Source organism: Paenibacillus sp. FSL R7-0179, from assembly GCF_038002265.1.
GTDB lineage: Bacteria > Bacillota > Bacilli > Paenibacillales > Paenibacillaceae > Paenibacillus_AQ.
On the sequence record NZ_JBBOCC010000001.1, the window covers coordinates 3577051 to 3592675 of the forward strand.

18 protein-coding genes are annotated in these 15625 nt (G+C 55.4%); 16 read left to right on the forward strand and 2 right to left on the reverse strand.

The window, feature by feature from the left end; genetic code table 11:
* Positions 1 to 365 precede the first annotated feature (365 nt).
* Together MKX63_RS15670 and lipB are read left to right on the forward strand one after the other, a co-directional pair.
* Positions 366 to 1799, forward strand: coding sequence for a dihydrolipoamide acetyltransferase family protein (locus MKX63_RS15670; protein WP_341018173.1), 1434 nt, complete (start codon positions 366 to 368; stop codon positions 1797 to 1799).
* Between the two features lie 33 nt (positions 1800 to 1832).
* Positions 1833 to 2591 carry a lipoyl(octanoyl) transferase LipB gene (gene lipB / locus MKX63_RS15675; RefSeq protein WP_445323504.1) on the forward strand — a complete coding sequence of 253 codons (759 nt, stop codon included), beginning with the start codon at positions 1833 to 1835 and terminating at the stop codon, positions 2589 to 2591.
* Here lipB and prli42 read toward each other — a convergent pair.
* A complete protein-coding gene (gene prli42, locus MKX63_RS15680) occupies positions 2588 to 2689 on the reverse strand; it encodes a stressosome-associated protein Prli42 (RefSeq protein WP_155991680.1) in 102 nt (33 codons plus the stop codon). The genes lipB and prli42 overlap by 4 nt on opposite strands.
* A gap of 99 nt (positions 2690 to 2788) precedes the next feature.
* Between prli42 and MKX63_RS15685 the strand changes: the two genes are divergently transcribed.
* The gene (locus tag MKX63_RS15685) at positions 2789 to 3916 is read left to right on the forward strand and encodes a M20/M25/M40 family metallo-hydrolase (RefSeq protein WP_341018175.1); all 1128 of its coding nucleotides are present in this window, start codon (positions 2789 to 2791) and stop codon (positions 3914 to 3916) included.
* A 164-nt stretch (positions 3917 to 4080) separates the two neighbouring features.
* On the opposite strand, the gene MKX63_RS15690 is transcribed toward MKX63_RS15685, so the two are convergent.
* Positions 4081 to 4254: a hypothetical protein gene (locus MKX63_RS15690; RefSeq protein ID WP_341018176.1), complete on the reverse strand. Its 174-nt coding sequence runs from the start codon at positions 4252 to 4254 to the stop codon at positions 4081 to 4083.
* A gap of 77 nt (positions 4255 to 4331) precedes the next feature.
* On the opposite strand from MKX63_RS15690, the gene MKX63_RS15695 reads away from it, so the two are divergent.
* The 13 genes from MKX63_RS15695 (at position 4332) to MKX63_RS15755 (ending at position 15220) form a co-directional block, all read left to right on the forward strand.
* Positions 4332 to 4904, forward strand: a complete 573-nt coding sequence (locus MKX63_RS15695; RefSeq protein ID WP_341018178.1) for an NUDIX hydrolase — start codon at positions 4332 to 4334, stop codon at positions 4902 to 4904.
* A complete protein-coding gene (locus MKX63_RS15700) occupies positions 4895 to 6088 on the forward strand; it encodes an endonuclease Q family protein (protein ID WP_341018180.1) in 1194 nt (397 codons plus the stop codon). The genes MKX63_RS15695 and MKX63_RS15700 overlap by 10 nt, the downstream gene beginning before the upstream one ends.
* Positions 6089 to 6155: 67 nt before the next feature.
* The gene (gene spoIIM, locus MKX63_RS15705; RefSeq protein ID WP_341018182.1) at positions 6156 to 6791 is read left to right on the forward strand and encodes a stage II sporulation protein M; all 636 of its coding nucleotides are present in this window, start codon (positions 6156 to 6158) and stop codon (positions 6789 to 6791) included.
* 204 nt (positions 6792 to 6995) lie between these two features.
* Positions 6996 to 7463 (forward strand): ferric iron uptake transcriptional regulator, encoded by a 468-nt coding sequence (fur, locus tag MKX63_RS15710; RefSeq protein ID WP_341018183.1) that lies wholly within the window; start codon positions 6996 to 6998, stop codon positions 7461 to 7463.
* Positions 7464 to 7694: 231 nt separating this feature from the next.
* A complete protein-coding gene (locus MKX63_RS15715) occupies positions 7695 to 7991 on the forward strand; it encodes a transposase (RefSeq protein WP_341016938.1) in 297 nt (98 codons plus the stop codon).
* Between the two features lie 11 nt (positions 7992 to 8002).
* Positions 8003 to 8860 carry an IS3 family transposase gene (locus MKX63_RS15720; RefSeq protein ID WP_341018673.1) on the forward strand — a complete coding sequence of 286 codons (858 nt, stop codon included), beginning with the start codon at positions 8003 to 8005 and terminating at the stop codon, positions 8858 to 8860.
* 15 nt (positions 8861 to 8875) lie between these two features.
* The gene (locus tag MKX63_RS15725) at positions 8876 to 9064 is read left to right on the forward strand and encodes a hypothetical protein (RefSeq protein ID WP_341018184.1); all 189 of its coding nucleotides are present in this window, start codon (positions 8876 to 8878) and stop codon (positions 9062 to 9064) included.
* Positions 9065 to 9478: 414 nt separating this feature from the next.
* Positions 9479 to 9712: a DUF4227 family protein gene (locus MKX63_RS15730; RefSeq protein WP_341018185.1), complete on the forward strand. Its 234-nt coding sequence runs from the start codon at positions 9479 to 9481 to the stop codon at positions 9710 to 9712.
* A 139-nt stretch (positions 9713 to 9851) separates the two neighbouring features.
* Entirely contained in the window at positions 9852 to 10745 is an 894-nt protein-coding gene (gene xerD, locus MKX63_RS15735; RefSeq protein ID WP_341018187.1) for a site-specific tyrosine recombinase XerD, read from the forward strand.
* A 200-nt stretch (positions 10746 to 10945) separates the two neighbouring features.
* On the forward strand, positions 10946 to 12124 hold the full coding sequence (gene deoB, locus MKX63_RS15740; protein WP_341018189.1) for a phosphopentomutase: 1179 nt from the start codon (positions 10946 to 10948) through the stop codon (positions 12122 to 12124).
* 19 nt (positions 12125 to 12143) lie between these two features.
* Entirely contained in the window at positions 12144 to 12968 is an 825-nt protein-coding gene (locus MKX63_RS15745; RefSeq protein WP_341018190.1) for a purine-nucleoside phosphorylase, read from the forward strand.
* Between the two features lie 57 nt (positions 12969 to 13025).
* A complete protein-coding gene (locus MKX63_RS15750; RefSeq protein ID WP_341018191.1) occupies positions 13026 to 13889 on the forward strand; it encodes a purine-nucleoside phosphorylase in 864 nt (287 codons plus the stop codon).
* Positions 13889 to 15220 carry a pyrimidine-nucleoside phosphorylase gene (locus tag MKX63_RS15755; RefSeq protein WP_341018193.1) on the forward strand — a complete coding sequence of 444 codons (1332 nt, stop codon included), beginning with the start codon at positions 13889 to 13891 and terminating at the stop codon, positions 15218 to 15220. The genes MKX63_RS15750 and MKX63_RS15755 overlap by 1 nt, the downstream gene beginning before the upstream one ends.
* The last annotated feature ends 405 nt before the right edge of the window (positions 15221 to 15625 follow it).

A 15625-nucleotide genomic window follows, 5' to 3' on the forward strand; every position in this document is an offset into this window, starting at 1 on the left:
ATGTGCAACTTGGATATGAAATAGACAGTGGATTTGGCAGAATGCTGCAGGAAATGCAACAAATTGTCCGCTTAGCCGCCTGAATGAAGAGAATTGCTGCTTTTTGTGCAACATTTTTGAGTTTGGGCAGATTGGTATGGGCGAATGTTGCATGAAGTGCAGGATTTCGTGGCTGACTGGCCACCTGGGAGAAGAAAACGGAAAATTCCGTTTAGAACACTTTAAGCCTATGCTTCCGAAGCCAGTTGTGTACGAAGCAAATTCGAGAAATCCACGCTTACAAAACTAAGCGTATGCTTCCGAAGCCACTTTTGTACGGAGTCTATCAGGAAGCTTATGCTTACAAAACTTTAAGGAGTGACATTATGTCTGACAATACAACGCTGACGGATGTAATTATGCCGCAGCTGGCTGAATCGCTGGTATCGGCGACCATCGGGAAATGGCTGAAGCAGCCGGGCGATTCAATAGAGCAATATGAGCCGATCTGCGAGCTGATCACGGATAAGGTGAACGCGGAGCTGCCTGCAACGGTAGACGGCACCATGGCCGAGCTGCTGGCCGAGGAGGGCCAGACGGTCAGCGTCGGCGAGATCATCGCCCGCATCGCTGTGGCCGGCTCCGCCGCGCCAGCCACAGCGGCCCCGTCACCGGCAGCTTCCGGTGACGCCCCAGCCCCTGCCGCTGCCCCGGCTGCGGCATCCGGCACCGCCCCGCAGGCGGCTCACGCCGCCGCGCGGCCGCCCGTGCCCGCTGCTGCGTATGACGCCGCAGCGCCAATGCGCGCCCGTTACTCTCCGGCTGTGCAGTCGCTGGCCGCCGAGCACGGCATCAACCTGGCGGCCGTGCCGGGCACCGGCCTGGGCGGACGCATCACACGCAAGGATGTGCTCACGTTCCTTGAGAGCGGCGCAGCAGCGCAGCCTGCTGCTTCAGCACCGGCGGCTGCGCCCGCTCCGGCAGCCGCACCTCTGGCACCGCCCGTCCAGGTTGCCCAGCCGGACCTGCGGGAAGAGCTGCAGCCGGTCCGCAACTCCGGCCTGCACCTCAGCGAATCGCCGAAGATTCCGACGATTGAGATCGAAGGCGGACGGGGCAGCAGCTCGGAGTACCTGATCGACGTTACGCCGATCCGTAATACGATTGCCACCAGAATGCGCCAGAGTGTCTCGGAGATCCCGCATGCCTGGACGATGATCGAGGTCGATGTGACCAATCTGGTGGTGCTGCGCAACAAGCTGAAGGATGAATTCAAGCGTAAAGAGGGCATTAACCTGACCTATCTCGCTTTTCTGATGAAGGCGGTGGTCAGTGCGATCAAGGATTACCCGATCATGAACTCGGTCTGGGCCGTTGACAAAATCATCGTCAAACGCGACATCAACATCTCGCTGGCCGTAGGCACAGAGGATTCCGTCATGACGCCGGTCATCAAGAAGGCCGATCAGAAGAATGTCGCCGGGCTGGCCCGGGAGATCGACGAACTGGCGCTGAAGACACGGGAGGGCAAGCTGCGCCTGGATGATATGCAGGGCGGCACGTTCACGGTGAACAACACCGGCTCGTTCGGCTCGATTCTGTCTTATCCGATTATCAACTATCCGCAGGCTGCGATTCTCACTTTTGAATCCATTGTCAAAAAGCCTGTCGTCATCAATGATATGATTGCCGTACGCTCGATGGCAAATATCTGCCTGTCGCTGGATCACCGGATTCTGGACGGAGTCATCAGCGGACGCTTCCTGCAGCGCGTGAAGGATAATGTGGAAGGCTACACCCCGGAGACGAAGCTCTACTAAGTAAGGCGGCTGCGGACCCCTGGGACAGGGAGAATGAGAAGCAAAGGGGAACTTACGATCATGGAGAACCAGAACCTAAGCAAACTTACAGTTACCATTCTTCCGCTGATGGAGTACGGAGCGGCCTGGGAGCTGCAAAAGGAAGCAGTGCATGAAATTGACGCTGGCACGGCTTCCGAGCAGCTGATTCTGCTGCAGCATCCACCCACGTATACCATCGGTTCTCAGAATCATCCGGAGCATCTGCTCCTCAGCAGGGAACAGCTCAGGCAGCAGGGCATTGCGCTGTTTGAGATTGACCGCGGGGGAGATATTACATATCACGGGCCCGGCCAGCTGGTCGGGTACCCGCTTTTGAAGCTGGGCGAGCACGGCAAGGTTGATCTGCACGGCTATCTGCGCAGGCTGGAGTCGGTGATTATTGCTTACTTGGAGGCCTATGGAATTACGGGAGCCCGCAAGCAGGGGTATACCGGGGTGTGGGTCGGAGATGAGAAAATCTGTGCAATCGGCGTCAAGTTCAACAAGTGTAAATTCCGCCGGGGTTTTGTCACCAGCCATGGCTTCGCCTTCAACGTATCGGCCGGGATCGGACAAAGCGGCTTCACCGGCATTATCCCCTGCGGTATTGCGGAATACGGAGTGACTTCGCTTGAGGAATGCACAGGGCGGGCTTTTGACATCGGGACGGTTGCTGAAGAGCTGGTGCCTTACTTCCTGGAGCAGTTTCCCTATAGCCAAACAGCGCCCGGGGAACCCGGACGCTGTTACTTAAGCGCTAAGCTTGATTAACCGGCCATAAACGGTTCGATGACGAACAGCACCGTAGAGGCGATCATAGCGAACAGCATGATGTAGATGATAATGCGGAACCATTTTTGTCGTTGCATGAGTGACTCCTTTGGGATTAGTGTAAGTTATGAGCATAAGCCCACAATTGAACGCAGTACAACCATTGTAACGTATCTGAGAAAGAGAGGGAAGTCCATATGATATCAGAAGACCGATTGATCCATGAATTCATGGAGCTTGTCCAGATTGACAGTGAGACCCGGAATGAACGGCAGATTGCCGATGTGCTTAAGGAGAAATTCAGCAGCCTGGGGCTGAGCGCGGTGGAAGATGATTCGCAGGAGAGAACGGGACACGGAGCCGGCAACCTGTTCGTGACCTGGCCTGCGGACAGCGGAGTGAGCGCGCCGAAGCTGCTGTTCACCTGCCATATGGATACCGTGGTGCCCGGCCAGAAGATCAAGCCAACCCTTGGGGAAGACGGTTGGATCCGAAGCGATGGCAGCACCATTCTCGGAGCGGATGACAAAGCGGGACTAGCTGCCCTGTTCGAAGCGATCCGGGTGATTCAGGAGCAGAAGCTGCCGCACGGCCAGATTCAGTTCGTCATTACGGCAGGCGAAGAGTCGGGGCTGATGGGCGCACGCGCCATGGACCCGGCGCAGCTGGATGCAGATATGGGCTTTGCGCTGGATTCCAACGGAGAGGTGGGAGCCATTGCTACTGCGGCACCGGGCGTGGCCCGGATCTCCATGCAGATCTTCGGCAAATCCGCACATGCCGGCGTGAACCCGGAGGACGGCATCAGCGCCATCCAGGTAGCGAGCAAAGCCATTTCGGCGATGAAGCTGGGACGGATCGACAACGAAACTACAGCGAATATCGGCAAGTTCGCCGGCGGCGGTCCAACGAATGTGGTCTGTGACCATGTGCAGCTGGATGCGGAAGCCCGCAGTATTGTGCAGGAGAAGGTAGACCTTCAGGTGGCCTCCATGCGGGAGGCACTGGAGACTACTGCACGCGAACACGGGGCGCAGAGTGAATTCCGCAGCGAGACTATTTATCCGGCATTCAGCTTTGGTGCGGGTGATCCGGTCGTTCAACTGGCGGCCCGTGCGGTCACTTCGGAGGGCCTGACACCCCGCCTGTTCGCCTCCGGCGGCGGCAGTGATGCCAATGTGTTCAATGGCCTGAACGTTCCGGTTGTGAACCTGGCAGTTGGCTACGAGGATATCCATACCACGAAGGAGCGGATCAAGGCCGCAGACATCGTCAAGGTGGCCAGTCTGGTAGTTGCCATTGTGGCCGAGAGCCAGAAGGGCTAAGCTGATAAGAGGCTATGCAGGGACCCGGACAGGGCAAAGCTTGTGCTCAGGCGGTCTGCTGCCGCTTAAAAATAACATTAAAGGAGCTGCTTCCGGGATCCGGGAGACAGCTCCTTCTTATACCCTGGAATATCATAGACGCTGACCGGAAGAACGAAGCGGCATTATCCAGCCTTGGAAGCTTTGATCCGCGAATCTGCCTGGAGCAGCAGGATGTAAGAGAGGGGCATATCGCGCCCGTATTGCTTCATCCACCCGGCCATTACGGCCATAATCTGTTCCGGTTTACCTACCATTGTTACTGCGGATGAGCTTGCTTGGACAAGGATGTCTTTCATGCCTGCATTCCTTCTTTCTGCTTAAGTTTGCTATAATACACCCTATGCATAACGATGCCAAAGGAGACCACTAATCTATGAAAAAAGATGAAATAAACCGCAACCCCGCATTGGATGAAGAAACATTGTCGACGAAGCCGATTTTTGCAGGCCACATTATTTCGCTTCAGGTGGATACTGTGAGACTGCCGGATGGCAACACTGCAACCCGTGAGGTTGTGAAGCACCCTGGAGCTGTAGCCGTGCTGGCCTTGAATCAAGGTAAAATGCTGGTCGTGGAGCAGTACCGTCAGCCGATGCACCGTACCGAGGTGGAGATTCCGGCAGGGAAGCTGGACCCGGGTGAAGATCCGCTGGCGGCTGCGGGCCGTGAGCTTCAGGAGGAGACCGGATTTCATAGCGGGGGGCTTACGCTGCTGAAGTCGTTCTATACCTCTCCCGGCTTCGCCGACGAGATTATTCACCTCTATGTGACCGAGGATGCCCAACCGGGTGAGATGGCGCTGGATGAGGATGAGTTCCTGGAGGTCTCCGAGCTGACGCTGGAGGAAGCCTACCAGTATATTGCAGACGGACGTATTGCCGATGCCAAGACGATGATGGCGGTCTATGCCTGGCATCTCTATACGCTGACAGGCCAATGGCACTAGCGGCGGAGCTCAGCAGCGTCTACTGTGATCTGCATGTGCATATCGGACGGACTTCGGAGGGCCAGGCGGTCAAAATCAGCGGCAGCCGTGATCTGACCTTCGCCGGGATTGCCAGGGAGGCAGCGGAACGCAAGGGGATTGGCCTGATCGGCATTATCGACAGCCACTCTCCTGGCGTGTTGCGGGATATTGCTGCGGCGCTGGATTCCGGTGAGATGACGATAGCCGCAGGCGGCGGAATTGCTTACCGGGGGACGACGATCCTGCTGGGAACCGAGATTGAGATCCGTGAGCCCGGGCGAAAAGAGTGCCATGTCCTGGCCTTCATGCCGGACCTCGGGACGATGGAGGATTTCAGCACCTGGATGAGCGCCCATATGCGTAATGTGAATCTCAGCTCCCAGCGTCTGTACGCCCCTTCCAGGGTGCTTCAGGACGAGATTACCGGGCGGGGCGGGCTGCTGATCCCGGCCCATATTTTCACGCCCCACAAGGGACTCTATGGCTGTGCGGCCGAGCGGATGTCTGAGTTATTCGATCTGGACCGCATCGCGGCGGTGGAGCTGGGGCTCAGTGCGGATTCAGAGATGGCGGGGTATATCTCGGAGCTTGACCGTTACAGCTTCCTGACCAATTCCGATGCCCATTCCCTTGGCAAAATCGGCCGCGAGTACAATGTCATCGAGATGCAGGAGCCCTCCTTCGAGGAGCTGGAGCTTGCGCTCCAGCGCTCGGAAGGACGCAGGGTCAGCGCCAACTTCGGGCTGAATCCCCGGCTGGGCAAATATCACCGGACCTACTGCAGCGGCTGCGGCAGCATCATTGACGAAGCCTACAGCACCTCGGAGCGCTGCCCGTATTGCGGCAGTCCGAAGCTGGTCCAGGGTGTACTGGACCGGATTCTGCACATTGCCGACCGTTCGCAGCCGCAGGTTCCGGATTACCGGCCCCCGTATCACTACCAGGTACCGCTGGAGTTCATTCCCGGCCTTGGCAAGCGTAAGCTGAACCTGCTGCTGGAGGCTTTTGGCACAGAGATGAATATTCTGCACCGTGCTGCGGAAGCCGAGCTTGCCGCTGTAGCGGGAGCAGAGCTGGCGGGGCTGATCGTGCTGGCCCGCAGCGGGCAGCTCGTCCTCTCCTCGGGAGGCGGCGGGACCTACGGCAAGGTGGTCAAGAGCTAAGGACAAGTCATAGTTCAGGACATTCCCTCATATGGTGTAACATGTGACCGGAAAGGGGAATGTCAGGGTGCGCAGTCTAAAGCTGATGGTGAAGGAACAGACGCCTCTTTATATTTTTGTCGCGGTATTATTTCTGGTCGGGGTGGTATTCGGGGCGCTTATCGTCACTGCGCTTACGCTGGATCAGCAGCAGGAGCTGGGCGATTACTTAAGCAACTTCTTCGTGACGGTCGATCAGCAGGGACTGCCTGACGCGCAGGATTCATACTGGAGCATCGCCGCTTTTCATCTGAAGTGGGTCGGCCTGATCTGGGTGCTTGGCTTGTCTGTAATCGGGCTCCCGGGCATTCTGATTCTGGATTTCCTCAAAGGCGTGCTGATCGGCTTCACCGTCGGTACACTGGTCAGCCAATATTCCTGGCACGGCATGCTGTTCGCCCTGGTCTCCGTCGCTCCGCATAATCTGGTGCTGATTCCGGTGCTGCTGGTGTGCAGCGCGGCTGCCCTCGGGTTCTCCCTGCTGATGATCCGCAGCCGTGTGCTGGGACAGCAGCGCCGCACGCAAATTACTCATCCGTTCATGATGTATACACTTCTCTCCCTGGGGATGGCGCTGCTGGTGATGGGGATCTCGGGTTTCGAGGCCTATCTGACGCCGGTGATGATGCGCTGGGTGACGCCGCTTCTGGTGGCGGCCGGATGAAAGTGAGAAGCAGACAGGGGCAGGGAAGCGGCGCCGGTGCTGCGGAGAGAGAGTGGGATATTTTACTAATATGGAGTATTTGTGAACGTGCGGGTCAGCTCCCTCCAGCTGCTAAAACCGTTTGACTTCTCAAAGGAAATCCCCCTATAATGGAAGAAGTGGCTTGAAGCCCGGTGTGGTAATTTTCCAAGGGGGAGGCAGACAATGGAAGCCCGAATAGACAAGATTAAGCAACAACTACAATCCCAAGGATACAAGCTTACACCTCAACGGGAAGCGACCTTAAGAGTTCTCCTGGAGAACGAGGATGATCATTTAAGTGCGGAAGATGTATTCATGCTTGTGAAAGAAAAGGCGCCCGAGATCGGTCTTGCCACCGTATATCGTACCCTGGAACTGCTTAGCGAGCTTCATGTCGTGGAGAAGATCAATTTCGGAGACGGTGTGGCCCGCTATGATCTGCGTACGGATACGGCGAAGCATCATCACCATCATCTGATTTGTGTGCAGTGCGGAACGATGGATGAGATTCGTGAGGATTGGCTGGGACCGCTGGAAGAGCGGCTGGAGCAGGAATACAACTTCACGGTGGTTGATCATAGACTTGATTTTCACGGAATATGCTACCGCTGCAAGGAGAAGAATCCGGCAGAGGGCGATACTCCCGAATAAGCTTATATAGAATGTGGACTTATGAATGCTTCATTGCGAAATTTCTGGGTTCATCTTTGAGGAACGACCGCGCAAGCTCTCCCCGGCTGAATGGCTGGAGGGGAGCTTTTTGATGCCTGGAGAGCAGGTTATTGGGCTGCAGCGGGGATGAAGGGGATAAATGCTGTTAGTGTTAACCGTGGACACCCGTTAAGAGAATAGAGATAATGAGTTTAACGAGGAGGTGTCCGCATGAGTGGAACACGGAGAAGCTACAATGAAGAATACAAAAGACAGGCCGTAAAGTACATCCAGGAGCAGACGAAAACGGTGGCGGAATTGGCCCTGGAGCTGGATGTCCCCGCCAAAACGTTGCATAAATGGCTAGGTCAGTACCGGCAGTTTGAGAATGAGCCCATCATTACTCCAGACAAATACAGAGAGCTGGAACGTCAACTGAAGGAGCGGGAGCAAGAACTCGCAGACCTGACAGAGGAGATGGCCATCCTAAAAAAAGCCGTGCACATCTTCAGCAATCCAAAGAACTGAGATTTCGGTTTATTGAAGATCATCGCTCCGAGTTCCGCGTGGAGAAGATGTGCAGTGTCTTTCAGGTGTCCCGGAGCGGGTATTACAAATGGAGAACAGCGAAGCCCAGCCCTCAAGCCACTCGTAAAGCCTTGTTGCTAAAGCGGATTGCCTATCATTTTCACGACTCTAAGGGTCGCTATGGCAGCCCCAAAATCAAGGTTCTCCTAGTGCGTGAAGGGCACCAGGTCAGTGAACGCACGGTAGGCAAGTACATGAAAGAACTGGGGCTGCGCTCTTGTGTCGCAAAGAGATTTCGCGTATGCACCACCGACTCCAACCATCCGCTACCCATTGCCCCCAACTTGTTAAACCAGCAATTTCACACGGAAAAGCCGAACCAGACGTGGGTAGCGGATATCACCTACATTCCCTGCCGGGAAGGACGAATGTACTTGGCGAGCGTGCTGGACCTGTGTACCCGGGAGATTGTCGGCTGGCGGCTTAGCGACCGGATGACCACTGACCTCGTACAGGGCGCTCTGGACGCTGCCTACCAGGCCAAACGCCCCGGAAAGGGCTTGATTCACCATTCGGATCGAGGCTCCCAGTACGCCTCTGCAGACTACCGGGAACGCCTAAAGACGTACCAGATGACCGCAAGCATGAGCCGCAAAGGAAACTGTTATGATAACGCCTGTATCGAATCTTTTCACAGCCTCTTAAAAAAAGAGTTGGTGTACTGGAATCGATTTAAAACGAAGCAACAGGCGTATGATGCCATTTTCCAGTACATTGAATTTTTCTACAACCGTAAACGAATCCATGGGGCACTGGGGTACGTTTCTCCGGTTCAGTTTGCAGCCACATTTAAGCGAAAAACGTTGTAGGTTTTGTCTACTTTCTTGACAGGAGTCCAAAATCCCTTTGATTTTGCTGAAAGTGGGCTTGATGAGGGAATGAAGGGGATAAATCCCTTTGAATTCGCTGGAAGTGGGCTGGATGAGGGAATGAAGGGGATAAATCCCTTTGAATTCGCTGGAAGTGGGCTGGATGAGGGAATGAAGGGGATAAATCCCTTTGGATTCGGCTGAACATAGGCTGGACTGGTAGCTGTAAGAGAGTAATTAAGAGCATAAGTGCACCTGAATTCAGCCAAAGTCGGCTAAATGGGGAAATGAAGAGCATTAGTGCACCTGATTTTGGCAAACGTGTACCAGACAGGGGGAATAAGGTGTAAAAGTACACCTGATCTCGGCAGAGCCGTCTCATTGAGAGCGGCCAGGGAGCCGAATATTACTCCACATACATAATACTACTCTCCGGCGCATAAAGTGAAGGACGAGTTCTGCTCACATTCCTTCTGCTCACATCCTTTTGCCCGCTATCTTTTACTCGCCGTCCGGCCGCGCGCATACGCAGGCAGCAGAAGGGGAGCATGTGCACTGTATACGTGTTATACAGGAGGCTGACGCAGACGCTAGTATCATTTTGAGGAGGCTGCCTGGATGATTATTTCTCTGCCCCGCACGGTGCGCCGGCTGTATTTCATGACGATGCTTGTGGCGGTAAGCTGTGTGCTGTATTATGTTTTGAGCTGGGTTAGCGCTTGGATCAGTCCGGCCCGCAATGCTGAGATTCCGGAAGGCACCGCCGTCCGGGCATTTCAGGATGTCCAGTATGGGGAACAGGGGATAAGTGCGGGGGATCGCCTGCGCCTATTTTACTGGTACGGGGAGTAACGGCACGGATTGCAGGATTAAGGGAGAAGTATGTCGAATCAATCTATAGCATGTCATGGAACAACGCTGTTCCGGCTGCTGGACCCCATCCGCTGTGAAGCTGCATGAAGCAGCCTGAGTCTGACAGGAGCGTGAATTGATGAAGTCATACTTACAGCCGTTTATGCAGTATTTGTCCGGGGACAAAGGATTGTCTCCTAGTACGCTGGAATCCTATGGACGGGATATATCGCAGTTTCTGGAGTTCGCGGAAGAGCGCGGCCTGGACGCGGCGGAAGAGATTAGAAGAACACATATTATGCTTTATTTGGGCGCCCTGCGCGGAGCAGGGAAGGCAGCGGCCACTGTGAACCGGAATACGGTATCGCTGCGTGCTTATTTTCATTATTTGCTGAAGGAACGGCTGATTGTCCAAGATCCTACGCTGGATATGGAAGCCATCAAGCCGAGCCAGAAGCCGCCGATGATTCTTAGCATTGAGGAGATCGAACGTCTGCTGGCGGCTCCGGACGAAGCTGCTCCCCAGGGGATGCGCGATAAGGCTATGCTGGAGCTGCTCTATGCGACGGGTATCCGTGTGACGGAGCTGATCTCACTGAATGTGGACGATGTGAACACCTCCTTGCGGTTCGCTCGCTGCAGCGGCGCTTCCGGTAAGGAGCGTGTAGTCCCGATCGGCGTGATTGCTGCGGACTGCGTTGCCCGTTATACCTCGGGGATGCGGGACAAGCTGCTGCGCGTCAATCAGGACGAGCCTGCGCTGTTCCTGAACAGTCTGGGCGGACGGCTGACCCGTCAGGGCTTTTGGAAAATTATCAAAAAATACGCGCGTGAAGCTCAGATTGAGCAGGACATCACGCCGCATACCCTGCGCCACTCCTTCGCTGCGCATCTGCTGGAAGGAGGGGCGGACCTGCGTTCTGTGCAGCAGATGCTGGGCCATTCCGATATATCGACCACTCAGATTTACAGCGGAATTGCCCGCAAGAATATGAAGGAGGTCTACGAGAATCATCATCCCCGGGCGAAATAGCCCGCTCTACAGGGATGAGGGACCTTAGAAATAACGGGCAGATGGACTTGGATTGGGCCGAAAAGATGCTTTTTGTGAGTAAGAAAGTTATGATGGAATCATACTGAAGAAATCGCTCCCGGGAGAGGTTCTCCCGGAGTTTCTTCATGCTTAGCGCACAGGGCAGAATTATGCAAACTATAAAAGGAGTGAAGACGGCAATGTCCTCATTTAAACGCATCGGATTTATTGTTCTGGACAGTGTAGGTATCGGTGAAGCGCCGGATGCCGCTAATTTCGGAGATACAGGCTCCCATACGCTCGGACATATTCTGCAGCGGGTTCCGGGTCTTAAGCTTCCGAATCTGCAGCAGCTCGGGCTGGCGAATATTGCGCCGCTGCCGCCGCTTGAACCGGTAACGGCTCCTACAGGCTACTACGGTAAAATGCAGGAGGTATCTGTAGGCAAGGACACAATGACCGGCCACTGGGAACTGATGGGGCTGAAGATCGAGGTTCCTTTTAACACCTACTTTGACGGCTTCCCGGCGGAGCTGATCGAGAAATTCGAAGCGGCTACCGGACGCAAGGTTATCGGCAACAAGCCAGCTTCCGGCACCGAGATTCTCGTGGAATACGGTGAGGAGCAGATGAAGACGGGGGCATGGATTGTCTATACCTCGGCGGACAGCGTGTTCCAGCTTGCAGCGCACGAAGATATTATCCCTCTGGAGGAGCTGTACAGCGCCTGTAAAATCGCCCGTGAGCTGACGATGGCTCCCGAGTTCTCCGTAGGCCGCGTGATCGCCCGCCCTTATGTAGGCGAGCCGGGGAACTTCGTACGTACGCCGAACCGCCATGATTATGCGGTGAAGCCGCCGGAGCCTACGGTGATGAACGCTCTGGAGGATATCGGCAAGGATGTGATTGCTGTCGGCAAGATCAATGATATTTTTACCGGCGAAGGAGTGACAGCTTCCTACCCGACCAAAAGCAATGAACACGGCATCCAGATTACCATCGACGAGCTGCGCAAGCCATTTGACGGATTCCTGTTCACTAATTTGGTGGACTTCGATTCCCTCTACGGCCACCGCCGTGATCCGGAAGGCTACGGCCGTGCGCTGGAGGTATTCGATCAGGCGCTGCCTGAGCTGCTCAGTACGCTCGGTGAGGATGATCTCCTGATCATCTCCGCAGATCACGGGAACGACCCGATCCATGCCGGAACGGACCACACGCGCGAGTACGTGCCGCTCCTGGTCTACAGCCCGAGATTCAAGACTCCCGGCAGCCTCGGCATCCGCCAGACCTTCTCGGATGTGGCCGCCACAATCGCCGATAACTTCGGGGCGAAGGCTCCGCAGTACGGGACAAGCTTCCTGGCTCAACTAATCTAATTCTGGAGGAAACCAAACTATGACCAGTGTGACTCTTAACCATATTCAAGAAGCAGCCGTATATATCAAAGATAAATGCACCGTCGCCCCTGAAATCGGGCTGATTCTGGGCTCCGGCCTCGGCATTCTGGCGGATCTCATCACAGATGAGGTTGTTATTCCTTATCATGAGATTCCCCATTTCCCGGTGTCCACGGTAGAAGGACATGAAGGCGAGCTGCTGATCGGCATGATCGAAGGCCGCCGCGTGGTCATGATGAAGGGCCGCTTCCACATGTATGAAGGCTACGGCCCGGAGGTTACAGCCTTCCCCGTACGGGTGATGAAGGAGCTGGGCGTAACCAGCCTGCTGGTCACCAACGCTGCCGGTGGCGTCAACACTGAATACACACCAGGCGATCTCATGCTGATCACGGATCATCTGAATCTGACCGGACGTAATCCGCTGAGCGGACCGAATGACAATGCGCTGGGCGTACGGTTCCCGGATATGTCCTCGGCTTACAGCCCGCGTCTGATTGCAGCCGCCAAGGAAGCTGCCGCCGCCCTGAATTTCGAGTTCAAGGAAGGCGTATACGCCGGTCTGCTCGGACCGAACTATGAGACGCCTGCCGAGATCGTGATGCTGCGCCGCCAGGGAGCAGATGCCGTAGGCATGTCCACCGTATCCGAGACCATCGTTGCCCGTCATGCCGGGATTGAAGTGCTGGGCATTTCCTGTATCACCAACATGGCCGCCGGTATTCTGCCGCTGCCGCTGAATCATGCAGAGGTGATGGAGACCGCTGAGCGTGTGCGCGAGCAGTTCCTGAAGCTTGTGCTTGCTTTTATTCCCAAAATGTAGGTACTGCTTCACTTAAGCGTTATTCTATACACAATTCATATCCGGGAGGATCAACCTATGACAACACCAACAGCAGTCCCATACGGCACTCAAGTGAAGGAAGCCGCTGCTTATATTCAATCCAAATTCGGCGGGTATACACCGGCAATCGGTCTTATTCTGGGTTCGGGGCTTGGCGATCTGGGCGATCAGATCGAAGATGCAGTTTACCTGCCTTATGAAGAAATTCCGCATTTCCCCCATTCAACGGTGGAAGGTCATGCCGGACGGTTCGTAATCGGTAAGCTGGAAGGCAAGGATGTTATGATTATGCAGGGCCGTTTTCACTACTATGAAGGTTATGAGATGCGCAAGGTAGTTCTTCCGGTCTATGTAATGGCTAAGCTGGGCATCGGCACCCTTGTCATTACCAACGCTGGCGGCGGAATGAACAGAGCGTTCAAGGCAGGCGACCTGATGCTGATTACCGACCACCTCAATATGACCGGCGACAATCCGCTGATCGGACCAAATGATCCGGAGCTCGGCGTAAGATTCCCTGATATGTCCAGTGCTTATGACCCTGAATATATTCAGCTTGCGAAAAAGCTTGCAGGCGGAGTTACAGGTGTGGACGGTGAAGCGCTTGTTCTGCAGGAAGGCGTATATGCCGGCATCAGCGGCCCGACTTATGAGACCCCGGCTGAGCTGAAAATGCTGGCTTATCTCGGCGGCGATGCCGTGGGCATGTCCACTGTGCCGGAGGTTATCGTAGCCAGCCACAGCAAGCTGCGCGTGCTCGGCATTACCTGTATCACAGACATGGCTATCGGCGATGAGCTGGAGCCGCTCACCCATGAGCAGGTGGTAAAAGTGGCGAACCTGACCAAGCCTAAATTCATCGGACTGGTGCGTGCCTTCGTCCGTGAGGTGCAGGTCTGATGCGTGCTGTTGATCTCATTCAGAAGAAAAGAGACGGCGGTGAACTCAGCCGCGAAGAAATAGCGTTCCTTATTCAGGGCTACAGCAAGGGAGAGATCCCGGATTATCAGATTTCCGCTTGGGCAATGGCTGTGTATTTCCGCGGAATGAACGCACGGGAGACCGGCGACCTGACCCTGGAGATGGCGATGTCCGGCGACCAGGTGGACCTTAGCCCGATTGCGGGCATCAAGGTGGACAAGCATTCTACCGGAGGCGTGGGCGACAAGACGACGGTTGTGCTTGCACCGCTGGTCGCAGCGGCCGGAGTTCCGGTAGCCAAAATGTCCGGGCGCGGCCTGGGCCACACCGGAGGCACACTGGATAAGCTGGAGTCGATTACAGGCTTCTCGGTGGAGATGGACCGGGAACGGTTTTTCGCCCAGGTGGGCGAGATCGGCGCAGCTGTGATCGGCCAATCCGGCAACATCACGCCGGCAGACAAGAAGCTGTACGCTCTGCGTGATGTAACGGCCACAGTGGAATCCATTCCGCTGATCGCCAGCTCCGTTATGAGCAAGAAGATTGCCGCAGGTGCGGACGCCATCGTGCTGGATGTGAAGACCGGCAGCGGGGCGTTCATGAAGACGCTTGACGATTCCATTGCACTCGCCCAGGCGATGGTAGATATCGGCACTCACCTTGGCCGCAACACGGTAGCGGTCATCAGCGACATGGATCAGCCGCTGGGCTTCGGCATCGGCAATGCTCTGGAGATCAAGGAGGGCATCGAGACCTTGAACGGCCACGGGCCGAAGGATCTGCAGGAGGTCTGCCTGATCCTGGGCAGCCAGATGCTCGTACTTGGCGGCAAGGCGAAGGATGAAGAAGAAGCACGCTCCATGCTGCTGTCCCATATCAAGGACGGCAGTGCGCTGAATAAGTTCAAGCAGATGGTGTCGGCTCAGGGCGGCGATGCTTCGCAGATTGATTCTCCTGACACCTTGCCCGCTGCCCGCAGATTCATCGAAGTCAAGGCTGCGGCCGCAGGCTATGTGGAGAGCATCCAGGCTGAAGAGATTGGGGTGGCCGCGATGCTGCTCGGTGCCGGACGCGAGACGAAGGAGTCCGTGATCGATCTGGCGGTCGGCATTCAGCTCTCGCTGAAGGTCGGCGACGCCGTGGCCGCAGGCGATACGCTGGCTGTGCTGCACGTGAACGATGCCAGCGAGAGCAAGGTGCAGGAAGCCGAAGCCAAGGTCCTTGAGGCTTATCGCATCTCCGCCCAGCCGGTTCCGCCGCAGCCGCTGGTTTTTGCGCTGGTGACCAAGGATGGGGTAACGCGTTACTAGCCGGAACGGAGTACACTCTGGAAAACTGCATTAATATAAACAAGCCGTACGAATCAGCAGATTGCTGGCGTACGGCTTGTTTTATTTTTGTAACAATCCGGCTAACCAACTGATTATTGGGGTCAACAGCATACGCAGTTGAGATTGGTATGAATATGATAGACTACGTACAATTTTATTAGCGGATTCATATAGAAAGGAAGAGATAGATTCTAGAGGAATTGAGCAGCTAGTATCTAGAGTAGGAGGGCGGATAATGGCGGTATGGAATACGGGGCCTATTGAGAATAATGCCGTTAGCGGCTCAAGACCCACGGTATCAACAACTGTAATCATCGTGAATGAAAGTGCCACTCAAAGCGTTGTAGTCTTAACTCAGGGGTACAATCTCAGTGGAACCAGAGC